At 73.3% G+C, this 22,433-nt stretch carries 15 protein-coding genes and 3 pseudogenes; 4 read left to right on the top strand and 14 right to left on the bottom strand.

From position 1 onward, the window contains the following. Positions 1 to 164: 164 nt before the first annotated feature. The 5 genes from ACFYMP_RS19165 to ACFYMP_RS19145 form a co-directional block, all read right to left on the bottom strand. The gene (locus ACFYMP_RS19165) at positions 165 to 374 is read right to left on the bottom strand and encodes a hypothetical protein (RefSeq protein WP_388858569.1); all 210 of its coding nucleotides are present in this window, start codon (positions 372 to 374) and stop codon (positions 165 to 167) included. Between the two features lie 243 nt (positions 375 to 617). Continuing rightward, on the bottom strand, positions 618 to 2,321 hold the full coding sequence (locus ACFYMP_RS19160) for a methyltransferase (protein ID WP_388858566.1): 1,704 nt from the start codon (positions 2,319 to 2,321) through the stop codon (positions 618 to 620). 339 nt (positions 2,322 to 2,660) lie between these two features. Then, complete coding sequence (locus ACFYMP_RS19155; protein ID WP_388858563.1) at positions 2,661 to 3,230, bottom strand: small secreted protein; 570 nt, start codon at positions 3,228 to 3,230, stop codon at positions 2,661 to 2,663. Positions 3,231 to 3,710: 480 nt separating this feature from the next. After that, positions 3,711 to 4,160: an ATP-binding protein gene (locus tag ACFYMP_RS19150; RefSeq protein ID WP_388858560.1), complete on the bottom strand. Its 450-nt coding sequence runs from the start codon at positions 4,158 to 4,160 to the stop codon at positions 3,711 to 3,713. Positions 4,161 to 4,267: 107 nt separating this feature from the next. Next, positions 4,268 to 4,621, bottom strand: coding sequence for an STAS domain-containing protein (locus tag ACFYMP_RS19145; protein WP_363145596.1), 354 nt, complete (start codon positions 4,619 to 4,621; stop codon positions 4,268 to 4,270). Positions 4,622 to 4,702: 81 nt separating this feature from the next. Here ACFYMP_RS19145 and ACFYMP_RS19140 point away from each other — a divergent pair. Beyond that, positions 4,703 to 7,158: pseudogene (locus tag ACFYMP_RS19140) on the top strand (DEAD/DEAH box helicase). Here ACFYMP_RS19140 and ACFYMP_RS19135 read toward each other — a convergent pair. From ACFYMP_RS19135 to ssd, 7 genes and pseudogenes are all read right to left on the bottom strand, one after another. Then, the gene (locus ACFYMP_RS19135; RefSeq protein WP_388859021.1) at positions 7,121 to 7,432 is read right to left on the bottom strand and encodes an Rv3654c family TadE-like protein; all 312 of its coding nucleotides are present in this window, start codon (positions 7,430 to 7,432) and stop codon (positions 7,121 to 7,123) included. The pseudogene ACFYMP_RS19140 and the gene ACFYMP_RS19135 sit on opposite strands and share 38 nt — an antisense overlap. 251 nt (positions 7,433 to 7,683) lie before the next feature. Next, positions 7,684 to 8,001: pseudogene (locus ACFYMP_RS19130) on the bottom strand (TadE family type IV pilus minor pilin); the annotation flags it as partial. Between the two features lie 157 nt (positions 8,002 to 8,158). Continuing rightward, complete coding sequence (locus ACFYMP_RS19125; protein ID WP_388858557.1) at positions 8,159 to 8,290, bottom strand: DUF4244 domain-containing protein; 132 nt, start codon at positions 8,288 to 8,290, stop codon at positions 8,159 to 8,161. Between the two features lie 511 nt (positions 8,291 to 8,801). Further along, positions 8,802 to 9,680 carry a type II secretion system F family protein gene (locus tag ACFYMP_RS19120; RefSeq protein WP_388858554.1) on the bottom strand — a complete coding sequence of 293 codons (879 nt, stop codon included), beginning with the start codon at positions 9,678 to 9,680 and terminating at the stop codon, positions 8,802 to 8,804. Then, the gene (locus tag ACFYMP_RS19115) at positions 9,677 to 10,615 is read right to left on the bottom strand and encodes a type II secretion system F family protein (protein WP_388858551.1); all 939 of its coding nucleotides are present in this window, start codon (positions 10,613 to 10,615) and stop codon (positions 9,677 to 9,679) included. Before ACFYMP_RS19115 ends, ACFYMP_RS19120 begins: the two co-directional genes overlap by 4 nt. After that, complete coding sequence (locus ACFYMP_RS19110; protein WP_388858548.1) at positions 10,612 to 11,790, bottom strand: TadA family conjugal transfer-associated ATPase; 1,179 nt, start codon at positions 11,788 to 11,790, stop codon at positions 10,612 to 10,614. The genes ACFYMP_RS19115 and ACFYMP_RS19110 overlap by 4 nt, the downstream gene beginning before the upstream one ends. A 563-nt stretch (positions 11,791 to 12,353) precedes the next feature. Continuing rightward, positions 12,354 to 13,409: pseudogene (ssd, locus tag ACFYMP_RS19105) on the bottom strand (septum site-determining protein Ssd); the annotation flags it as partial. Positions 13,410 to 14,184: 775 nt separating this feature from the next. Between ssd and ACFYMP_RS19100 the strand changes: the two are divergent. Continuing rightward, on the top strand, positions 14,185 to 15,018 hold the full coding sequence (locus ACFYMP_RS19100; RefSeq protein ID WP_388858545.1) for an HAD family hydrolase: 834 nt from the start codon (positions 14,185 to 14,187) through the stop codon (positions 15,016 to 15,018). Between the two features lie 491 nt (positions 15,019 to 15,509). On the opposite strand, the gene ACFYMP_RS19095 is transcribed toward ACFYMP_RS19100, so the two are convergent. Beyond that, positions 15,510 to 16,334 (bottom strand): oxidoreductase, encoded by an 825-nt coding sequence (locus ACFYMP_RS19095; protein WP_388858542.1) that lies wholly within the window; start codon positions 16,332 to 16,334, stop codon positions 15,510 to 15,512. A 101-nt stretch (positions 16,335 to 16,435) separates the two neighbouring features. Between ACFYMP_RS19095 and ACFYMP_RS19090 the strand changes: the two genes are divergently transcribed. Next, positions 16,436 to 17,419, top strand: a complete 984-nt coding sequence (locus ACFYMP_RS19090) for an ATP-binding protein (RefSeq protein WP_388858539.1) — start codon at positions 16,436 to 16,438, stop codon at positions 17,417 to 17,419. A gap of 395 nt (positions 17,420 to 17,814) precedes the next feature. Here the strand turns inward: ACFYMP_RS19090 and ACFYMP_RS19085 are convergent, their stop codons facing one another. After that, the gene (locus ACFYMP_RS19085) at positions 17,815 to 19,179 is read right to left on the bottom strand and encodes a hypothetical protein (protein WP_388858536.1); all 1,365 of its coding nucleotides are present in this window, start codon (positions 19,177 to 19,179) and stop codon (positions 17,815 to 17,817) included. A 412-nt stretch (positions 19,180 to 19,591) separates the two neighbouring features. Here ACFYMP_RS19085 and ACFYMP_RS19080 point away from each other — a divergent pair, with 412 nt between their 5' ends. Further along, positions 19,592 to 22,003: a bifunctional SulP family inorganic anion transporter/carbonic anhydrase gene (locus tag ACFYMP_RS19080; protein ID WP_388858533.1), complete on the top strand. Its 2,412-nt coding sequence runs from the start codon at positions 19,592 to 19,594 to the stop codon at positions 22,001 to 22,003. Positions 22,004 to 22,433 lie beyond the last annotated feature (430 nt).

Here is a 22,433-nt window from a genome sequence, read left to right as displayed (position 1 = left end):
GCCGACGCCGGCCTCTGATGTGGCCGACATGAGATAGGGATACGGCCGACTTCGGACAGACCGGCGTCAGATACGGCCGATTTCAGGTACGGCTGACTTCAGACACGGCCGACTTCGCATACGGGCCGGCTACGTGTACAGCCGACTTCGGATACGGGCTGACTTCAGACACGGCTGAAGCACCAGAGCGCGAGGAGGACGGTTCCGGCACCGGTGAGCAGCCCGAGTGTCGCCGAGGCCAGTGGATGCGCCCCTTCGGCCACGGGCGCCCGGTGCGCGAGACGTACACAGGTCCACAGGAGCAGACCGCCGCCGAAGAGCAGGAAGACCGCGCCCGCGAATATCGCGGGCAGGCTCTCCGTGATCGCGTCCATACGTTCCCCCGCCTCGCCTCGCCGCACCGGCGGCGGCCGCCCGTTCGAGCCCCGGTGACCGCCCACAGGATCGGGAGGCTGGCAGCACGGGACGTCGCGGACGCGAACCCCGGGTGAACACCAGGACAGCGCCACGCGTCCGACGGGCGGGCACGGGGGCCACGAGAGACCGCCGGGCGACGGGAGAGCGCCGGGGCGACGGGAGAGCGCCGGGGCCGGGGACGGCGGAGACCGGGCCGCCGGCTACTCGACGGGTTCCAGGAACCCCTGTTCCACGAGCAGCCTGATCTGGGCGGGGGTGCGGTCCCGCAGCCGGACCGGGTCCTCGTCGACGAGCTGGGCGATGGCGTCGAGGATCGCCCCGGCGGTCAGCGTTCCGTCGCAGGCCCCGGCGAACCCGGCGCCGACGGTGTCCACCTTGGTGGCCCGTCGCATCCCCCGGTGCTGCCGCAGCACGAGGTACTCGGGGTCCTCGGCCCCCGGGGCCCCGATCTGTTCCTGCACCACCTCGGGGGCGAGCCGGAAGCGGTCCGCGAGCAGGGCCGCGTCATCGTGCGAGCGCAGGTAGTCGACGCGGGCGAAGTGGTCGAGGACGGTGTCGCCGAGCGGCTGCTCGACGGAGTGCGGCCACTCCTCGACCGTCACGGAGGGTTCCTCCGCCGCGGTACGGCGCAGCGTGATCCAGCCGAAGCCCACCGCCTTGGTGCCGCGCGCCGCGAAGGTGTCGAGCCACTCCTCGTAGCGTCGGGCGTAAGCCTGTGGGTCGCGGCGGTGGTCCCCCGCGTCCCGGAGCCAGAGTTCGGCGTACTGCGTGACGTCCTGCGCCTCGCGCTGCACGATCCACGCGTCGCAGCCCGCCGGGACCCAGGAACGGACCCGCTCGGCCCACTCCTCACCCTCGACGTGCTCCCAGTTGGCGAGGAACTGCGCGTACCCGCCCACGGTGAGCCGCTCCCCCGCGCCGCCGACGAGGCTCCGGCACAGCGCGTCCCCCTCCATCCCGCCGTCCCGGTAGGTCAGCCGGGCACCGGGGGAGATCACGAACGGCGGGTTCGAGACGATCAGGTCGAAGCTCTCCTCGCCCACCGGCTCGAACAGCGAACCGGCGCGCGCCACGGCGGGCGGCATTCCCGACAGGGCGAGGGTGAGCGCCGCGAAGACGAGGGCCCTGGGGTTGAGGTCGGTCACGGTGACGCGGCTCGCGTACGGCGAGGCGTGCAGGGCCTGCACCCCGGAGCCCGTACCGATGTCGAGCGCGCTGCCGACCGGCTTGCGCACCGTGAGGCCCGCGAGCGTCGTGGAGGCGCCGCCGACCCCGAGCACGACGCCCTCGTCCCGGCTGCCGATGCCTCCGGCACCGCCGACCGCGCACCCGAGGTCGGAGACGATGAACCAGTCCTCGCCCCCCGGCCCGCCGTACGGCCGGACGTCGACCGCGGCGCGCGGCCTTCCGCGCCCGTCACGCACCAGCCAGCCCGCCGACTCGGCGTCCCGCACCAGTTCCTCGGACAGCACCGCCTCCAGCGCTCCGGACGGAACCGTGTCCTGGAGCAGGAAGAGGCGCGCGAGTACGGCTACGGGGCTCCGCTCCCTGGTCGCCCGCAGCGCGGGCACGGTCTCCCCGCGAGCGAGCGCCGCGTAGGCCGGGGCGCCGAGCAGGTCGAGCAGCCCGTCGGCGGTGAACTCGGCCTTTCGCAGCGCCTCCCCCAATCGGCCGGCCACCTCGGCCCCGCTCCCCTCGTGGGAGGGGAGACCGGGCAGGGGGCGGAGGTCACCGGACTCCGCCGGCACCCAGGACGGACCGGCCTGACCGGACGGACTGGCCTGACCGGACGGACCGGCGGGCCGGCCGCCGGGGCCCTCGGGATCAGCGGGACTGCTCGGGCTCATGGAACTGTTGCTCACCCGTCCATTGTGTCCGCCCCCACCGACAACGGAGCCCACCATCCGCCCGGCATGCCGCGCCGGGCGGGTGGTGGGCTCACCCCGGAAGGCTCTCGCCCGTGCCCGACACGCGCCCCTGCACCTGCCCCCTGAAGGAAGGAGACGTTCCCTCAGCGACGCTGTCCGGGCCCCCGCCTGGGGGGCCGTCAGCAGGCCGGGGGGACGGCAAAGCACCCGAAGGTTCCCGAAAGCCGCCCCCAGCTGCCCGAAGCCGCCCGGAGCCGTCCGAAGGCTTCCTCAAGGTGCCGGAAGCTTCGCCAGGACGGCCTGAGAAGAAGCCAGAGCGGGTCCGGAGCAGTTCCGGGCGGATTCGGAGCGGTTCCGGGCGGGTTCGGAGCGGGTTCAGGACGGGCTGGCGGTGGCGGCCGGCGAGGCGTTCTGGCAGCTCTCCTGGTCCTTCATCGCCTTCGCGACATCGCCGGACTGGAGCTTGTCCAGGGCGCGGTTGCCGTTCTGGCTGATCTTGCCGAGGCGGGTGGCGACGTCCTTCAGGCCGTCCGCGAACTTCGCCTGGTCCTTGACGTTCAGGGCGTCGACCCTCTTCTTGAGGTCGGCGTAGGAGGCGGAGATGGAGTTCAGCTCCTTCACCGCGTCGTTCTTCGTCTTCTCCCCGTCGTCGACCGGAGGAGCACCCGCCTTGGTCACGGCGGACGCCATGCCCTTGTACGCGTCCGACAGATCCTGGAACGCCTTCGAGTCCGTCTTCTGCACATCGGCCGGCGCACTCGTGTCCGAGGTCTGCTTCTGGATGGCGTCGTTGGCGCCCTCGATCTTCTTGACCTGCGGCTGCACGTCGCCGCAGAAAGTCTTCGCCCAACTGTCGAGCTTGTCGTTCTTGTCGTCCCCGCATCCCGACAGGGCCAGCACCAGTACCGCACTGCCGGACAGTGCGAACGCGAGTTTCTTGTTCACCGGATCGGTCCCTCCATGGTCTCGGCCCCGGAACTTACACGGCACGCGATCAACCACAGGGAGACTTGCGTACGTTTTGTCAGATCTTAGGCCGTTCGCACCACGGGAGAGATGTCTCACGGACCGCTTCGCCCCCGTATGACCGCCGCACGGAGACGGCCTGACGGCCAGTAAGACGACATCTGACGGCCTCGGGGAAATGGCCGTTATGGGGGTCGAGCGCGGCGGGAGGAGCGGGCACGGCGGGAGGAGCGGGCGCTGCTGCGGGAGGAACAGGCGGACCTCAGGCCGGATGCACGCCAGGTCGGGCACAAGACAGGGCGGACGCGGAAGAAAGGGCAGAGCCGCGCGGACATGGCGGAGTGCCACCAGTGCCACATCGGGACCACTTCGGGACCACCGAGGAAACCCGGGACCGGTGGGGCCCGAACCCGCTCCCGCCCCGTCCCGCCGCCCCGGGCGACCGCCGCCGCGTCCGTCTCAGGAGGCCGCGGTGGGCCCGCTCTGCGCGGGGGTGGTCGGCCAGGTCATACGCAGCCGTCCTCCGCCCTGCGCCGTGGTCACCTCGACGTCGTCGACCAGGCCGCTGATGACGGCGAGCCCCATCTCGTCCTCACCCTCCGTGTCGACGTCCTCGGAGTTGAGCATGGCGCCGGGCGAGGCGTCCGTCGCCGAGGCGTGCGGCGCCTGGTCGACCACCTCGATGGAGAACTGCTTCTCCTCCTCGATCAGCAGCACGCTGACCGGTTCGGAGACGTCGTGGTTGCGGTGCAGGCCGACGGCGCGGGTGCACGCCTCGCCGACCGCGAGGCGGACCTCGTCGAGCACGGCCTCGTCCACCCCGGACCTGCGCGCCACGGAGGCGGCGACGAGCCGGGCTGTCCTGACATGCGAGGGCAGGGCGCTGAAGCGGAGTTCGACGGTGGCCATGCGGTCCCCCTCAGACATACGTACGTGCTCGGGCGACGCCGGGGCTCCGCGCCCCGCGCCACCCACGCCTGACCCCCGGACCGACCGGGCCCGGGGTCACACGCTGCTCAGTCGGTCGCCGCGACGGCTTCGTCGACCGAGTTGTGAATGGGGAAGACCTTGGTCAGGCCGGTGATACGGAAGATCTTGAGAATGCGCTCCTGGTTGCACACCAGGCGCAGCGAGCCCTCATGGGCCCGCACCCTCTTCAAGCCACCCACCAGGACACCGAGTCCGGTGGAGTCGAGGAAGTCGACTCCCTCCATGTCGACGACGAGATGGAAATTGCCGTCGTTCACCAGCTCCACGAGCTGCTCGCGCAGCTTGGGAGCGGTGTACACGTCGATTTCGCCGCCTACCAGGACGACCGTACGGTCGCCGCTGGGGCCGGAAACATTGCGAGTCGACAGGGACAGGTCCACTGATCCTCCAGCACCTTGCTATCGAGCGGTCGTCCCTCGGGACACCTCGGCCTGAGCCCCCGGGACGGTTCGCCAGCCGCCATGGCATTCAATCACTTACCTGCACGCGTGCACGACGCTTCAACGCATTGTCCGCCGCACCAGTGACACACTCGATGCCGATGGCCACGTTCTCCACGACCGGCCGGCCCTTCGAGGGCACGGCCGCACAGCACTCTCCCCGAGCGGTTCTCGACCGCATCGCCGCAGGGGCGAGCCGCGCTGAGCGCATCACTCATACGGAGCACCTGCCCCCACGTGCGGCCCGCTATGCCGTCTGGCCCGACCGGGTTCGCGCCGAGGTCGTCGCGGCCGTGCAGGCCGCCGGTATCGAGCATCCCTGGTCCCACCAGGCCGAGGCCGCCGAGCACGCCCTGGACGGGAAGTCGGTCGTGGTCTCGACCGGTACGGCCTCGGGGAAGTCGCTCGGCTACCTCGTACCCGTCCTGTCCGCCCTCCTCGACGGCTCCGAGGCCCCGAACGGGCGCGGCAGCACGGCCCTGTACCTCGCCCCCACCAAGGCCCTCGCCGCCGACCAGCGCCGGGCGGTGAAAGCGCTTGCGCAGCCGCTGGGCCGGGCGGTGCGCCCCGCCGTCTACGACGGGGACACGCCGGTCGAGGAACGCGAGTGGGTGCGCCAGTACGCGAACTACGTGCTGACCAACCCGGACATGCTGCACCGGGGCATCCTGCCGTCACACCCCCGCTGGTCCTCCTTCCTGCGCGCCCTGCGCTACGTGGTGATCGACGAGTGCCACGTCTACCGCGGCATCTTCGGCTCGCACGTCGCCCAGGTCCTGCGGCGACTGCGCCGGCTGTGCGCCCGCTACGGCTCCGAGCCGGTGTTCCTACTGGCCTCCGCCACGGCCGCCGAGCCCGCCGTGGCCGGGCGCCGGCTGACCGGGCTGCCGGTCGCCGAGGTCGCGGACGACGGCTCCCCGCGCGGCGAGGTCGTCTTCGCCCTGTGGGAGCCACCGCTCACCGAACTGGTGGGCGAGAAGAACGCACCCGTACGACGGACCGCGACCGCCGAGACCGCGAGCATCCTCACCGACCTCACCGTCCAGGGTGTGAGATCCGTCGCTTTCGTGCGCTCCCGGCGTGGCGCGGAGCTGATCTCGGTCATCGCGAAGGAACGCCTCGGCGAGATCGACCGCTCGCTGCCCGCCCGGGTCGCCGCCTACCGAGGCGGATACCTGCCCGAGGAGCGACGCGCTCTGGAGCGGGCGCTGCACTCCGGTGAGCTGCTCGGCCTCGCCGCGACCACGGCCCTGGAGCTGGGCGTCGACGTGGCCGGTCTCGACGCGGTGGTCATCGCCGGCTATCCCGGGACCCGCGCCTCGCTGTGGCAGCAGGCCGGGCGTGCCGGGCGCACCGGTCAGGGAGCCCTCGCCGTGCTCGTCGCGCGCGACGACCCGCTGGACACCTTCCTCGTGCACCACCCCGAGGCGATCTTCGACCAGCCCGTCGAGTCGACCGTCCTCGACCCGGACAACCCGTACGTCCTCGCCCCGCACCTGTGCGCGGCGGCGGCGGAACTCCCCCTGAGCGAGGCCGACCTCGACCTGTTCGGGCCCGCCGTCGCCGGGCTGCTCCCGCAACTGGAGTCCGCGAAGCTGCTGCGCCGTCGCGGCGCCTCCTGGTACTGGACCCGCAGGGAGCGCGCCGCCGACCTCGCCGACATCCGGGGCGAGGGCGGCACCCCCGTGCAGATCGTGGAGGACGGCACCGGCCGGCTGCTCGGCACGGTCGACGCCTCCGCCGCCCACACCACCGTGCACGAGGGCGCCGTCCACCTGCACCAGGGCCGCACCTATCAGGTACGCCACCTCGACCTGGACGACAACGTCGCCCTCGTCGAGGAGGCCGCTCCGCCGTACTCCACCACCGCCCGGGACACCACCGCCGTCTCCGTACTGGAGACCGACACCACGATCCCGTGGGGCGAGGGCCGGCTGTGCTTCGGCTCGGTCGAGGTCACCCATCAGGTGGTCTCGTACCTGCGCCGCCGGCTCATCACCGGCGAGGTGCTCGGCGAGACCAAACTCGACCTACCGCCCCGCACCCTGCGCACCCGCGCCGTGTGGTGGACGGTCACCGAGGACCAGCTCGACGCCGCCCGGATCAACCCCGAGCAGCTCGGTGGCGCCCTGCACGCCGCCGAACACGCCTCCATCGGGCTCCTCCCGCTCTTCGCGACCTGCGACCGCTGGGACATCGGCGGCGTCTCGGTGCCGCTGCATCCCGACACCCTCCTTCCCACGGTCTTCGTGTACGACGGCCATCCGGGCGGCGCGGGCTTCGCGGAGCGCGCCTTCCACACCGCACGGGAGTGGCTGACGGCGACCCGCGAGGCCATCGCCGCGTGCGAGTGCGAGGCGGGCTGCCCCTCCTGCGTGCAGTCCCCCAAGTGCGGCAACGGCAACGAGCCCCTGCACAAGCGCGCCGCCGTACGCCTGCTCACGGTGCTGCTCCGGGGGGCCCCGCCCGCGCCCTGACCCGCACCGCGTACGGCCCGAGCGCCGCGCGCGCCGCGACCTCGGCGATCTGGCCCCGCACCGAGCAGACCTCGATCAGTCCGCCCTGCGCCCGCGCCACCCGCCGGGCCGCCGCACAGGCCGCCTCCGGTCCCCGGACCCACGAGTCGGCCGCCGCGAGAGCCGCGAGATCCGCCGTCCCGGCAGCGCGGTGCCGCGCCACGACAGCTTGCCCCGTCCCCAGGGCGGCCGCGAAGAGCAGGCCGAGCACCGACATCGTCACCACGACCCACACCGTGGCCGCCCCACGATCGGACCGCGCCCTCGAACGCGCCCCGCCTCCGGTGACCGGTGGTCGTCCCCCGCCCGTGGGGGGCTTCGGGTTCACGGCCCCACCGCCTCCTCGCGCCCCTTGTACGACGCAGGGCGCACCGCCGTGAGGGAGCGGCCCACGGCCGCCGGGGCTCCCGCGTGACCGGCCGGCGGGGAGCCCCGGCCCGTACCGGCCGGTGGTGAGCCCGGTTCGGGCGCGCCACCCGGCGTGGTGCCGACCGTCTCCTCCGCGAGGGCCACCGCCGTCGAACTGAGCCTTACCCCGAGCCCTCGGGGGCCCGGAGCCTCGGCGCTGACCCGAACCCGCACCAGATCACCCTCCCTGCTGACCGTGACCCTCGCGCCCTTCGGTGCCGCGCCACGCGCCGTGTCCAGCGTCTCCCCGCCGGTGTCCTGCCGGGCCGCCGAGCGGGCCGCCGCCCGCGCCGCGTCGACGCACTGCACCTGGGCCGCCGCCGCGAGCAGGGCCCAGACGAGCCCCATCGCGAACAGCGCGAGGAGGGGAAGCACCACGGCGGCCTCGGCCGTCACCGTCCCCCTGTCGTCCCCGGGCCAGAGGTGGCCACCACGTCGGGGCCGGTCACTTCGTCCGGGCCGGACACCCCGCTCAGGGCGGACACCCCGCTCAGGGCGGCCGGCGCGTCCGGGGCGGCCCGGGGGCCGGCGGGTGCGCCGGCCCCCGGCCTCCCTAGCCATGGAGCGCCTTCGTGACCAAGGCTTCCAGCGCGGACCGCACGGCTCCGCCCGTCACGATCTTGTAGAGGATTCCGGCGAACCCGACCGCCGCGAGCAGTGCCATGGCGTACTCCGCGGTGGCCATCCCCGCGTCCTGCCGTGCCGTCCTCCTGATCCACCGCAGTCGCAGGGCGAGAAGTGCCCTCTTCCTGCCCGCGGCCTCCCGCGTCCGCTTCCGAGGCGGCGCCGACCGGACCCCGACCGGGCGAAGCCGCGTCACCGGGGCGCCGGGCGGGCTGTCCGTGCGCGTGCCCCGCGCCAGCGCGTGCGGCCTCGTCGTGTCCCTCCGGCGGAGCGTCCCGACAGGCGGGGCGACCTCCGTACCGTGCCCTCCGCCCGTCCGGTCGCTTGTCCTCTCGATCCTCCTGAGGCCGGCCGCGCACCGCTGCCCGCCCGCGCCGGTCCTTGTGCCGTTCCTCACGGTGCCGCCCATGTCCGTCTCCGTCCTGCTCATTCCTGTCTCCGTCCTGCTCAAGTGCCGCTGATCGAGTGCTGTCGATGTCAGTGCTGCCGATATGGGTGCTGCCGATGGGGGTGCCGATGGGGTGCTGTCGAGAACCGCTCACCGCTCGCCGCGGGCTGCCTGTGCGGGCCGCTCACGCCCCCCTCAGGAGCGCGCCGGCCAGACCGATCAGGACGGGGGCCACCCCGACGACCAGGAAGGCAGGCAGGAAGCAGAGGCCGAGGGGTGCCGTGACCAGCACGGCGGCCCGCCTGGCCCGAGCCGTCGCCGCGCGGTTCCAGCGCGCCCGGCAGTCGGCCGCGAGACGGGTCACGGGCTCGGCGGCGGGCGCACCCGAGGCGGTCGCCCGTTCCAGTAACCGGGCCAGCCCTCCGGCCCCCGGCAAGGCGCCGAAACCGGCCCAGGCCCGCGCCGGGTCGCCTCCGAGTCTGATCTCCGCGGCGACCTGGGCGAGCCGGGTCCCCACCGGGCCGCCCAGCGAGTCGCCGACGGCCTCCGCGGCTTCCACCGGCCCGGCGCCCGCCGCCACGCAGGCGGCCAGCAGGTCGGCCGCAAGAGGCACTTGTGCCTCGCACTCCGGACCGCCGGTGCGCGCCACCCCGTAGGAGGACCCGCGGACGGCCTTTCCGTTCCGGTGGGCCGCTCCTGCTGACCGGGCACGTCGACGCCGTACGAGCAACCCGCCCACGCATCCGGCGAGCACCCCCGTCACTCCTCCGACGAGGACGTAGCCGGCGGCGACCGCCCCCACCACCTCCGCCCCTCCCCGCAGGCGGCCCGGACCGTCCGGCCCTCCCGACAGCCGGGGCACGACCCACCGCCACCACCCGGGCGGGTCCAGGAGCACCCGGTGCGCGACCGCCCGCGGCCCGGCGCCACACAGGAGCCGGTCGGCCCTGCACCGCAGCGCTCGTATCGCGTACCGCTCGACGGCCCACACGAGGAGCGTCAGGACCGCGGCCGTCCCCCACACCACCACCCCCAGCCTGTGGACGACTTCCGCGCCGGTCATCCGGGCCTCCCTGCGCCGGCCCCGGTCTCCGCACGGCGCACGAGCCCGAGCGCCCACCACAGGCCGACCGCCTCCAGCGCCCCTCCCACCCCGAGGCACATCAGGCCCGCCGAGGTGTGGAGCAGTACCCGCAGCGGGTTCGCGCCGAGGGCCGTGCCCACGAGCAGGCCGAGGAGCGGAAGACCGGCGAGCAGCAGCGCCGTGGCACGCGCACCGGTCAACTGCGCCTCCAAGTCCGCCCGCTGGTCGCGCTCGGCGGTGAGGGAACGCTCCAGCCGCTCCAGCCCGGCCGCGAGCCCGGCGCCCCGGTCCACCGCGACGCGCCAGCAGGCGGCCAGGCCGACCAGCCCTTCGGCGCCCGGCTCCCCGGACGCGGACCGCAACGCCCCGGGGACGTCCCCGCCGAAGCGGGCCGCCGCCACGACGGCCGCCTCCGCCCCGCCGAGTCCTCCGCACTCGCGCAGCGCCGTCAGCAACCCCGCCGCGGGCTGCCGGCCCGCCCGGACCTCACCGGCCAGCACCCCGCACAGGGTGATGACCGCGTCGGTCCGTGAGGCCCGTGCCCTGCGCACGGCCCGGCCTCGGCTCGCCCGCCGCACGAGGGGCATGCTCAGGCCGCCGAGCAGAAGCGGCAGTACCGACGCGGTTCCCACGGCGGCCAGCACGCCCGCGACCGGACACCACCACTGCGGCCGCATCCGCGCACGCACCAGTGCGACGGCCCGTGTGCGGGCCGAAGACACCCGAGCGCCCTTCGGGTCGTGCAGGCCGTCCGCGAACAGGCGCGCCGCGCGCGCGGGCACAGCGTCGCGCCCCGCGCCCCAGAGGACCGCGCCGGCCGCCACGGCCGACACCGCGAGCGCCCAGGGAAGCGAAGTGAGCTGACCGGCCGCCCCGTGCCACGAGTCGGCGCCGAGCCGCCCTTGGCCCGTCACGACGCCGGCTCCGCGCAGCCCCGCTCGTCCAGCAGCTCCCGCAGCCTGGGCCAGCCCGTTTCCCGGTGGAAAGCCCGTTCGCCCCAGCGCAGTGCCGGCACCGTACGCACGAACCCGGCCGAGTCCCTTTCCAGCACGCGGATCTCGGCGATCCGGCGCCGTCCCCTCCGGTCCCGCACGAGGTGGATCACGACGGACAGGGCCGCGGCGACCTGGCTGTGCAAGGCCGACCGGTCGAGCCCGGCAGCCGTGCCGAGCGCCTCCAACCGGGCCGGCACGTCCGACGCGGTGTTCGCGTGAACCGTGCAACAGCCGCCCTCATGACCCGTGTTGAGCGCCGCGAGCAGATGGACGACCTCCCCTCCACGTACCTCGCCCACGACCAGCCGGTCCGGGCGCATGCGCAGCGCCTGCCGCACGAGGTCCTGGAGCGCCACGTGCCCGGCGCCCTCCTGGTTCGCCGGTCGCGTCTCCAGTCGCACCACGTGGGGGTGGTCCGGCCGCAACTCGGCCGAGTCCTCCGCGAGGACGAGACGCTCCCGCTCACCGACGAGGCCGAGCAGGGCGCTCAGCAGGGTGGTCTTGCCCGTGCCCGTACCGCCGCTCACCAGGAACGACAACCGGGCCTCCACAAGTCCCCGCAGGACGGCGTCCCCACCGGGAGGTACGGTGCCGGCCTCGGTCAACTCCCGCAGGGTGAAGGCTCTTGGCCGCACCACTCGCAGCGACAGGCACGTGGAGCCGACCGCGACGGGAGGCAGTACGGCGTGCAGACGAGTGCCGTCCGGCAGCCGGGCGTCCACCCACGGCCTGGCGTCGTCGAGCCTGCGCCCGGCGACGGCGGCGAGTCGCTGGGCGAGTCTGCGGACGGCGCCCGCGTCGGTGAACCGCACGCCCGTCAGCTCCAGTCCGCCACCCCGCTCGACCCACACCTGATCGGGCCCGGACACCAGGACGTCCGTGACCTCGGGGTCGGCGAGCAGAGGCTCCAGCGGTCCCGCGCCGACGAGTTCGGAGCGCAGCCGGTGGGCGGCGAACAGCACCTCGCTGTCCCCGAGCACCCGGCCCTGCTCCCGCAGTGCCCGCGCCACCTGGGCCGGAGTGGGCTGCGCGCCGCGCTCGGCGAGCCACTGCCGCACCCCGTCGAGGAGCGCTTCGGAGGTCGCGGCGCTCATACGCCGACACCGCCTTCGGCAGGTCCGGCCGGAACCCTCACCGTGGACGGCCGCGTGCCCGCGGGCCAGGCCCCCACCCGGCGAGGCCGAAGCCGTGCCGTGGGCGCGCCGCCCACCGGGGCGCCGGCCGCCACAAACGAGGAACCGAGCGAGGCCCCACCGCCCGCACCACGCACCCACCCCGGCACCCGCGGCCCACGGGCGAAGGCACCGTCGGTGAACACTTCCGGCGCACGGCCCTCGGCGAACGAATCCGAAGCCCGAGCGTCGTAGGCGTCGGCGTGCGCGCCCGAGGCGCGGACGCCGTAGGTATCGGCGTACGGCGCCGGTTCACGAGCGCCCTCGGCGTACAGCTTCGGAGCGCCGGCGTCCTCGGCGAACGCCTCTGACGCACCAGGCCCTTCGCCACGGGAGACGGGTTCGGGGCCGGGCGCCTCTCCGGCGGGTGGCGACGAGGTCACCACCGGCCCCGGAAACCCACCGGCGACTGGGGACGAGGCGACCGCCCCCGAAGCCGCGACCAGAGGCCCGAGCGGCCCCGCCTCCGGGTCGGACGGAGCCACCCGCGCCCAGAAGTCCCGGCAGAAGCGGGCCAGGGGCCCGCGTGCGGCCGCGCCGGGCGGCCGCCCCGCCGCCTGGGCCTGCGACACACCCCGGTCGAACGGCACTTCGCCGACCAGGGGCAGGTCGAGCAGCCGCGCCATCGCCTGCGCGTCGAGACCCTTGGCCACCGGCCCCGTGCCGGCCGCCACCACCGCCCGCACGTCCCGCAGCACCATGCCGACCGTGGACGCGACCCTGCTGGCCGCCGCGAGGGCCCTCAACTCCTTGGGCACGACGAGCAGTCCGAGGTCGAGCTGGGCCAGTGCCTCCGCCGTCGTCTCGTCGAGGCGGCGCGGAAGATCGACGATCAGAATCCCGCCCCGCCGACGCGCCGCCGCCAGCACCGCCCGCACCGCCTCCGGGCTGATGGTGCTCGCGGGACCGCGATCCCAGCTCAGCACCCGCAGCGCGTGCAGTTCGGGCAGGGACTCCTCCAGGGCCCCTCCCGCGACGCGGCCCCGAGAGCGGGCGAAGGCGGGCCAGCGGAGGCCCTCGACGGTCTCTCCACCAAGCAGTACGTCGAGGCCGCCACCGAGCGGATCGGCGTCGACGAGCATGGTGCGGCTGCCCCGCGCCGCCGCCGTGATCGCGAGCGCGCAGGCCAGCGTGGAAGCGCCCGCACCGCCCCTTCCGCCCACCACACCGATGCTGAGCGCCGGCCGTGCCGCCCCCTCGGCGGCGTCGGCGATCCGGTACGTCAGCCACTCCTCGGCCTCGGGCAGCCGCAGGACGTTCTCCGCGCCGATCTCCACGGCCCGGCGCCAGACGTCCGGCTCGCCCGTGTCGCGACCGACGAGCAGGACCCCGCTCCTGCGGGAGGCCCGCCGCACCCGGGGCACGGCGTCGTCCCCGACCAGCACCAGCGGCGGCGCTTCCCAGCCCCCACGTGTCTCGGGAACCCCGTGGTGCACCTCCGGGCGCACGCCCGCCGCCGCGCACAGGCGCAGCAGATCGTCCAGCAGGTCGAGATCCTCGGTGACGATCAGCGGCCCGGGACGCCGCGTCCGGCCCGGCAGGCACTCGGCCGCCCGATCCGGACGATCCGCCCGATCCGACGGGTCCTGCCGATTCCACTGAACCCGCCGGCCCGGCCGGTCCGTCCGACCCGACCGGTCCGGCCACGGCGACCGGGCCTGCTCCGCTCCACCCGCGGCAGCCGGCCGCGGCTGCCCGCCCGCGCCCTCCCGGGCGGCGTTCTCCCTGTTCTCTTCCATCCCGATTCACACCCCTTGTCCGCGAGACCACGCGGGCCCCGCCATACGCACGTGAACATCCGTGAACTCCGCGAATTGACTCTCCCAGCACCGCTCACGAACTCCGTGAACAGCCCGACTTCTTCGCGAACGGGAATCACCTTGCGACGGCAAGAGAAATGATGTGGATCTTGGTCGAAAACTGTGGACAACTCAGCGGTTCGGAATATCCCCATCACCCATACCGGTGACAACTCAAGGGTTTTCCACAGATCTTCCCCGACCCGCCCACACGACTACAGTGAGTGACATACTGGACTCGCGGCGCACACGCGGCGGCACGAAGCGAGCGGCTCGCAGGGCGGCGGAAAGGGAGAGGACGTGACACGTCAACGGAACAAAGCACCCGAAATGGGTCCGGACATGCGACGACCCCCGCCGGGGGGGAGAGCGGGGGTCGTCTCCACGGCCGACTCGGGGGGGGAGGAGTCGGACCGGGTTGGACACGGTCGCGAACGATCCGTGACTTCCATGGTGTACCCGAGAGCCTTCTCAGGCAAACCCACACGCCAGACCTTACGCCGAATGGTGGGCGCCTATGCTCGGGCATGTGGAAAACCACTCCTTGCCGCGCACCGCAGCCTTCTTCGACCTGGACAAGACCGTCATTGCGAAGTCGAGCACGCTCACCTTCAGCAAGTCCTTCTATCAAGGGGGTCTGATCAACCGCCGGGCGGCACTGCGGACGGCCTACACGCAGTTCGTCTTCCTGGTCGGCGGCGCCGATCACGACCAGATGGAGCGGATGCGCCAGTATCTGTCCGCGCTCTGTCGCGGCTGGAACGTCCAGCAGGTCAAGGAGATCGTCGCCGAGACCCTGCACGACCTGATCGACCCGATCATCTACGACGAGGCGGCCTCGCTGATCGAGGAGCATCACGCGGCCGGCCGCGACGTGGTGCTCGTCTCGGCCTCCGGCGTCGAGGTGGTGGAGCCGATCGGGGAACTCCTGGGCGCCGACCGCGTGGTGGCCACCCGCATGGTCGTCGGGGAGGACGGCTGCTTCACGGGGGAGGTGGAGTACTACGCCTACGGGCCGACCAAGGCGGAGGCCGTGAAGGAGCTGGCCGTCTCCGAGGGCTACGACCTCTCGCGCTCCTACGCCTACAGCGACTCGGCGACCGACCTGCCCATGCTGGAGGCGGTGGGGCACCCGGCGGCCGTCAACCCGGACCGCGCCCTGCGCAAGGAGGCGGTGGCCCGGGACTGGCCGGTGCTGGACTTCCACCGGCCGGTACGACTCAAGAAGCGGTTGCCCCGGTTCCCCGCCCCACGACCGGCACTGTTCGCGGCGGCCGCGTTCGGGGCGGCGGCCGCCGCGGGCCTCGTCTGGTACACGGGCCGGCGCCGGAACGCCCTCGCCTCCCCCTGACATCCGAGGCCGGCGCCACCGGGGCCGACGCCACCGGGGCCGGGCCCGACAAGACGGCATCCACCACCGGGGCCGCCGGACGCCTCGGCGGAGCGGGGCCCGGCACCCGCCCGCCGCCCCACTGTCGTACCCCCACGAGAAGGAGTACAAAGGAAGAGACGGCCCGCGAGACCAGGGACATCCGCGAGGAAGACCTGATACGCAGTACGGCCCCACGGACCGCGCGCACCGCCGGGTACCCACGCGACGTTCACCCGTCGACTACGGGAGCCGCACCAGGAACGGGCGAAGACTCCGTCCTGATGGGCAACACGCAGGCGCTTGTTCACCCGGCGGCCGCGAAGCGGTGCGGCGGTACGCCTCCTGTTCGTGCCGTCGCACCCTTCTCCTCCGTGCCCTCCGCGCCCTTCGCCCCCTCTTCACGGAGGCGCCGGGGAGGTACGGCACGCGGCGCCCGGAAGCCCGCAGCGGGCGACGCCGTGCGGCGGACCTCAGGCCGCGCCCCGCTGGAGTGCCTCGCACACCGCCGTCGACTCCCTCGCGCCCAGTTCGACGGCGCGCGCGCAGTGCCCGATCCAGGCCGACATCCCCTCGGCCGTGCCCGAGGCGTAGCCGGCCAGAGCGCGGGTGTACGCCTCCGCGCCCAGCTCGGCGTGGCCGACCTCGGCGGGGCAGATGGCCTTCGGGTCGAGTCCACTGCCGATGAGGACGATGCGCTCGGCGGCGCGGGCGACGAGCCCGTTGCGGCTGCCGAAGGGACGCAGGGCGAGCAGTTCGCCGTGGACGACGGCGGCGGTGACCAGCGCGGGAGCCGAACTTCCCGCGGTGACCAGACCGGCGAGGCCCTCCAGCCGGGCGGCCGTCTCGGCGGCGTCGGGCAGCGGCAGTTCGACGAGGGGCTCGTCGACGGCCTCGCCCGCGAGCCGCGGCCGGCCCACGGCCGGGGCCTCGGTCGCCTCGGCGACGACATGCAGCCGGGCCAGCACGCGCAGAGGGGACTGCTTCCAGATCGACAGGAGCTGACCGGCCTCGGCGCACAGCCGCAGCGCCGCCCCCATGGTCTGCGCCTCCGGTTCGGTACCGAAGTCGGTGCGGCGCCGCACCTCTTCCAGCGCCCAGTCCGCGCCGGAGAGCGCGGCGGTACCCCGGGCCCCGCGCAGCGCGGCCTCGGAGCTGATCTCGTTGCTGCGCCGACGCATGACGCGGTGCCCGTAGACCCGGTCCACCGCCGTGCGGACGGATTCCACGGCTTCGGCGACCCCGGGCAGGTCCGCGAGAGGGGCGAGCGGATCGGCGGCGGCACGTGTCGTACTCATGAGTACGACAGTACGCAGTCCGTCGGCGGACCCCTCGAAGGAGTGGTGTTCTTCACTTCGATGCGGCACGGAAGGCGATGATCCCACTACTCTTGGTGAACATGAAGATCGCTTTCGTGGGGAAGGGCGGCAGCGGCAAGACGACGCTGTCCTCGCTCTTCATCCGCCATCTCGCCGCGTCCGCCGCACCCGTCGTCGCCGTGGACGCCGACATCAACCAGCACCTGGGCGCCGCTCTCGGGCTCGACGAGCAGGAGGCGGCCCGGCTCCCCGCGATGGGGGCGCGGCTGCCCCTCATCAAGGAGTACCTACGGGGCAGCAACCCACGGATCGCCTCGGTCGAGACCATGATCAAGACAACACCGCCCGGCTCCGGCTCCCGTCTCGTACGGGTACGTGAGTCGAACCCGGTGTACGACGCGTGCGCCCGCGATCTGCCGCTGGAGGGCGGGGAGATCCGGCTCATGGCGACCGGGCCGTTCACCGAGTCGGATCTCGGCGTCGCCTGCTACCACTCGAAGGTCGGGGCGGTGGAGCTGTACCTGAATCACCTCGTCGACGGCCGGGACGAGTACGTCGTGGTGGACATGACGGCCGGCTCGGACTCCTTCGCCTCGGGCATGTTCACCCGCTTCGACATGACCTTCCTGGTCGCGGAACCGACCCGCAAGGGGGTCTCCGTCTACCGCCAGTACAAGGAGTACGCGCGGGACTTCGGAGTAGCGCTGCGCGTGGTGGGCAACAAGGTGCAGGGCCCGGACGACGTGGACTTCCTGCGCGAGGAGGTAGGCGAGGACCTGCTGGTCACCGTCGGGCACTCGGACTGGGTGCGGGCGATGGAGAAGGGCCGCCCCGCGCCCCTCGCGCGACTGGAGGAGCCCAACCGGACGGCGCTGCGCACGCTCCAGGGATGTGCGGACGCCGCGTACGAGCAACGGGACTGGGAGCGCTACACGGGGCAGATGGTCCACTTCCATCTGAAGAACGCCCGTAGCTGGGGAAACGAGAAGACCGGCGCCGATCTGGCCGCTCAGGTCGACCCCGCCTTCGTCCTGCACGAGCGACGGGCCGCGCAGCCGGCCTGAGCGGGGCGGGAGAGGGCGGAGGGCGGGCGGCCGGAGGGCGGGCGGCGGTCCGGGCGATGTCCCGGCCCGCCGCCGCCCCCGCACCCACCGGCCCTGGCATCGCACCGGTCCTGGCGCCCCGCCGGCCCCCGCCACCGCCCCACGACCGCCGCGGCCCACGGACCCCGGGGTCCCATCGGCCTCCGCGACCGCCCACGACCGCCGCAGCCCACCGGCCCGGGGGGCGTCGGTACCACCGGCCCTGACGCCCCGCCGCCCCAGCACCCCATCGGCCCCCATGACCGCCGCGGCCCACCGCCCCCGGGACCCACCGGTCCCGTCGCCTCCGTCGGCCCCATCCGGTCTTACCCGCCGCTCGCCCTACTCCGACGCCCCCTCAGCCTCCTTCGGACCCCTCAGCCTCCCCCGGACCCCTCAGGCTTCCCCTCCCCCTCGGCGTTCCCCGGCTGCTCGGGCTTCGATCCGGCCTTGCCCGTGTTCCCGGCGTCCGTCGTCCTGCCCGGGTCGGCCGCGGGTGGCGGGGCCGCCAGGAACCGCTGCCAGCCGCCCCGGGGCGCCTGACCGACGTCGAGGCCGCGCAGTTTGGCCAGGGTCGCGGGGTCCTGTGCGTCGAGCCAGTCGGCGAGCTGCCGGAAGGAGACGCAGCGGACCTCCTTCTTGTGGCACACGCTCTTCACCGTCTCCTCGACGGCCCGCATGTAGGTGCCGCCGTTCCAGGACTCGAAGTGGTTGCCGATGATCACCGGCGCGCGGTTGCCCTGGTAGGAGCGCTCGAAGCCCTTGAGCAGCCCGTCCCGCATCTGGTTGCCCCAGAACTCGTGCCGGGAGGGGTCCCCCTTGGTCGTCCCCGACTGGTTGACGAGGAAGTTGTAGTCCATGGAGATGGTCTCGAAGGCGCGGCCCGGCACGGGCACGAGGTGCATCGAGAGGTCCCACATGCCCTGTTTCTTGTCCGGCCAGACCTGATTGCGCACTCCGCTGGTGTCGTAGCGGAAGCCCATCTCCCGGGCGGCCGTCATGAAGTTCTCCCGCCCTTCGAGGCAGGGGGTCCGGGCGCCGACCAGCTCCTTGTCGTAGTCGAAGGGCAGCGGGTCCGCCTTCCGTTCACCGGTGTTGCTCTTCCAGGTCTTGACGAAGCTCTTGGCCTGGTTGATCTCGCTGCGCCACTCGGCGACCGACCACTCCCCGACCCCGCCGCCCTTCCCGCAGAAGTGGCCGTTGAAGTGGGTGCCGATCTCGTTGCCCTCCAGCCACGCGGCCCGCAGCTGGGTGACGGTGTCACGGATGCCCTTCTCGTCGTTGAAGCCGATGTCGGAGCGGCCCGGGGAGTGCATCGGCGGGTGGTACATGTCGCGCTTCTCGGAGGGCAGCAGGTAGACGCCGCTCAGGAAGAACGTCATGGAGGCGTTGTTCTCCTTGGCGACCTTACGGAAGTGCGAGAAGAGCTTCTGGCTGTCCTCGCCGGCCCCGTCCCACGAGAACACGACGAACTGGGGCGGGCGTTGACCGGGTCTGAGCTTCTGCGGTCTGGCCGGCTGGTGCGGCTGGAGACCGGTGAAGGCGGTGGAGCCGTCGCCGATGAGGCGTACGGCGTTCCTGGGCGCGGGCGCGGGCTCCGCGTTCTCCCGGGCGCCCGAGGCCCCCTCGCGCGCGTGCTTCTCCGTCTCCTGGGAACTGTCGCCGATCCCGCACCCGGCCAGGGCCGTGGCGCAGGCGGCGGCCAGCGCGGCCGCCGCGGCGATCCTCTTGGTGGCTGCCATGACGGCCCACCTTCTTTCTCGGGTCGTGCTCTGAGGCCGCACCGACGAGGGCCCGGCGCTGTGCGGGTGCCGGTCCGGCCGAGGTCGGCGCCAACCTCACACGCCCGATCGGCCTGTCATGTCCTGACAAGCCGTACAAAATTATTAATAACTCCTTAGAGTGAATTAATGATCCGTTTGCCCCGATAATCCACAGCAGTTCTTTACTCTGAATTACGGTCCATTTACCGAACGTTGAATCAATCCAGAAACATGTAGGAAACACACAGCACCGCGCAGGGACCGCCGGCCCGACCCATCCCCGGCGTCCTCGCGCAGCGCACCCGCTGAGCACATCCCGCCGCTGTACGCCGTGACCCACGGCCGCGCCCCAAGACCGCGACCGCGCAGCCCCGGAGGAGACGGGAACACCATGACCGCCTGCGTATCCACTTCCACCCCCCACGGCCCCGCACGGGACTCAGGCTCCCCCGAGCCGCATGCCCCGCCGCCGCGCCGCAAGCCCTTCCGCATCGCCGGGGCCGACTTCTCGGCCTCTCTCGCGGTCTTCCTGATCGCGCTTCCGCTGTCGCTGGGCATCGCCCTGGCCACCGGCGCCCCGCTCCAGTCCGGGCTGGTGGCCGCCGCGGTCGGCGGGCTCGTCGCCGCCCGGCTGGGCGGCTCCCCCCTTCAGGTCAGCGGCCCGGCCGCCGGCCTGACCGTGGTCACCGCCGACCTCATCCACCAGTACGGCTGGCGCGCCACATGCGCCATCACCGTGGGCGCCGGCCTGTGCCAGCTCGGCCTCGGGCTGCTCCGGGTCGCACGCACCGCGCTCGCCGTGAGCCCAGCGATCGTGCACGGCATGCTCGCGGGTATCGGCATCACCATCGCCGTCGCCCAGCTGCACGTCGTCCTGGGCGGCACCCCGCAGAGCGTCGTGCTCGACAATCTGCGCGGCCTGCCCGCGCAGTTCGCCGCCGCGCAGTGGGAGGCCGTCACGATGAGCGGGCTCGCGCTCGCCGTGCTCTACCTCTGGCCCCGGCTTCCGCGCCGGCTCGGCCGGATCGCCCGCAAGGTGCCCGCGGCGCTCGTGGCGGTGACCCTCGCTACCGCCGTGGCCTCGCTCAGCGGCCTGCGGCTGCCCAAGGTGGACCTGCCCTCGTGGAGCAGCCACGCTCTGCCGGGTCTGCCGGAGGGGCCGGTTCTCGGCATCCTCGCCGGGGTTCTCACCACGACGCTGGTCACCAGCGTCCAGTCGCTGCTCGGCGCGGTGGCCGTCGACAAGCTGGTCGCGGGCCGCCCGGAGCAGGCCACCCGGGTCCCCCGTTCGAACCTCGACCGCGAACTGCTCGGCCAGGGCGCGGCGAACATCACCTCGGGCGCCCTCGGTGGACTGCCGGTGGCCGGGGTCGCCGTCCGCAGCACGGCCAACATCAACGCGGGCGCGGTCAGCCGCGACTCCTCGACACTGCACGGGGTGTGGGTCGTCGTCGCGGCCCTGCTGCTCGTGCCCGTACTGGAGCTCATCCCGCTCGCCGTCCTGGCGGCGCTGGTGATGGCGGTCGGCATCCAGATGGTCAGCCTGAACCACATCAGGACCGTCACGCGGCACCGCGAGATCCTCGTGTACGGGGTCACGACGCTCGGCGTCGTCCTCTTCGGTGTGCTGGAGGGGGTCGCCCTCGGGGTCGCCGCGGCCGTCGCCACGGCGCTGCACCGGCTCGCCCACACCCGTATCAGCCACCACGAGCAGGACGGCACCCATCTGGTCCGGGTCCGAGGCCAGTTGACCTTCCTCGCGGTGCCCCGGCTCAGCCGCGCGCTGCACCTCGTACCACCTGGCGCACCCGCGTTCGTCGAACTGGACGGGTCGTTCATGGACCACGCCGCCTACGAAACCCTTCAGGACTGGGAGACCGCGCACCTCGCGCAGGGAGGAACCGTCGAGATGACCGGACCGGCCGGTACCCGTATCGCCGAACCCGCGGCGGACCCGCACATCCACTGTCGGCCGTGGATTCCGTGGCGCAACCACAGCTATCCGGCCGCGGCTCCCGGGCGGCCCGTGGCCGTACGGCCGGGGGGACACCAACTGGCCTCCGGTATCGGCGTCTTCCAGCGCGACACGGCTCCGCATGTCCGCGGTGAACTCGCGCGGCTGGCCCGCGAGGGCCAGAGCCCCTCGCAGCTGTTCCTCACCTGCGCGGACTCCCGTCTCGTCACCAGCATGATCACGGCGAGCGGTCCGGGCGACCTGTTCACGGTGCGCAACGTGGGCAATCTGGTGCCGCTGCCGGGCGAGGAGAGCGGCGACGACTCGGTGGCCGCCGCGATCGAGTACGCCGTGGACGTCCTGCGCGTCGCCTCCATCACGGTGTGCGGCCACTCCGGCTGCGGGGCCATGCAGGCGCTGCTGAGCGACGCGGACCAGGCGGCGGAACCGGTGCCGGCCACCGGAGCGAGGGCGGCCGGGCCGGGCGGGGGCGGGATCGCCGTCGCGCCCGGGGCCGGGCCGGTCACGCCTCTGCGGCGCTGGCTGCGGCACGGCGGACCGAGTCTGGAGCTGCTGTCCGCTCCGGCCCAGGAACTTCCCGGGCTCGTGGACCGCAGTCCCGCCGACCGGGTGGAGCAACTGTGCCTGATCAACGTGGTGCAGCAACTGCGGCATCTGCGGGCGCATCCCTCGGTGGCCCGGCGCCTGGCGGAGGGCTCGCTCGAACTGCACGGCATGTACTTCCACGTCGGCGAGGCCCAGGCGTACCTGCTGACCGAGGACGGGAGCGACGGGGACACGAAGGGCGCGAAGGGCCCGAGGCTCTTCGAGCGCGTCAGCGCGACCTGACGGGGAGTCCGCTGGGGAGGGGAGCGTTCGCTGGGGTGGGCCCGCCTGCCGGGTCCCACCCACGGGGAGACCGCTTACCCACCCACGGGGAGACCGCTTGCCCACCCATGCGGACACCACTGCCCACCCACGAGGAGACCGCTTGCGGGGGTCCTCCCGCCGCAAGTCCGCTCACCCGACCGGGGCCCGGCCGCTCGGCCGGGCCCCGGCCTGCCTCCCCCCGGACGTGCCCTGTCCCCTGTCCCCGTCCCCGTCCCCGTCCCCGTCCCCCGAGCGTCAGCAGAGTCCCGCGTCCCGTCCCGTCTCCCGCATGGCGCGTCCCGCATCCCCTGCCTGCCCCGTGCCCGTGCCCCGCGTCCCGTGCCCGTGTCCCCTGCCGCCCGCCTCCGTTCTCCCGTCTCCTGTCCACCTGCTCTGTACGGCTCGGGGA

Origin of the sequence: Streptomyces sp. NPDC007088, from assembly GCF_042869355.1 — a bacterium.
Lineage (GTDB): Bacteria > Actinomycetota > Actinomycetes > Streptomycetales > Streptomycetaceae > Streptomyces.
This window is presented reverse-complemented; position numbering and strand designations above follow the sequence as displayed.

Excerpts from the sequence above, each read along its gene's own strand:
- ACFYMP_RS19085 (WP_388858536.1), bottom strand. The coding sequence starts at position 19,179 with ATGGCAGCCACCAAGAGGATCGCCGCGGCGGCCGCGCTGGCCGCCGCC.
- ACFYMP_RS19160 (WP_388858566.1), bottom strand. The coding sequence starts at position 2,321 with ATGGTGGGCTCCGTTGTCGGTGGGGGCGGACACAATGGACGGGTGAGC.
- ACFYMP_RS19080 (WP_388858533.1), top strand. The coding sequence starts at position 19,592 with ATGACCGCCTGCGTATCCACTTCCACCCCCCACGGCCCCGCACGGGAC.
- ACFYMP_RS19150 (WP_388858560.1), bottom strand. The coding sequence starts at position 4,160 with ATGGCCACCGTCGAACTCCGCTTCAGCGCCCTGCCCTCGCATGTCAGG.
- ACFYMP_RS19120 (WP_388858554.1), bottom strand. The coding sequence starts at position 9,680 with ATGACCGGCGCGGAAGTCGTCCACAGGCTGGGGGTGGTGGTGTGGGGG.
- ACFYMP_RS19095 (WP_388858542.1), bottom strand. The coding sequence starts at position 16,334 with ATGAGTACGACACGTGCCGCCGCCGATCCGCTCGCCCCTCTCGCGGAC.
- ACFYMP_RS19125 (WP_388858557.1), bottom strand. The coding sequence starts at position 8,290 with ATGGCCACCGCGGAGTACGCCATGGCACTGCTCGCGGCGGTCGGGTTC.
- ACFYMP_RS19165 (WP_388858569.1), bottom strand. The coding sequence starts at position 374 with ATGGACGCGATCACGGAGAGCCTGCCCGCGATATTCGCGGGCGCGGTC.
- ACFYMP_RS19090 (WP_388858539.1), top strand. The coding sequence starts at position 16,436 with ATGAAGATCGCTTTCGTGGGGAAGGGCGGCAGCGGCAAGACGACGCTG.
- ACFYMP_RS19100 (WP_388858545.1), top strand. The coding sequence starts at position 14,185 with ATGCTCGGGCATGTGGAAAACCACTCCTTGCCGCGCACCGCAGCCTTC.
- ACFYMP_RS19110 (WP_388858548.1), bottom strand. The coding sequence starts at position 11,790 with ATGAGCGCCGCGACCTCCGAAGCGCTCCTCGACGGGGTGCGGCAGTGG.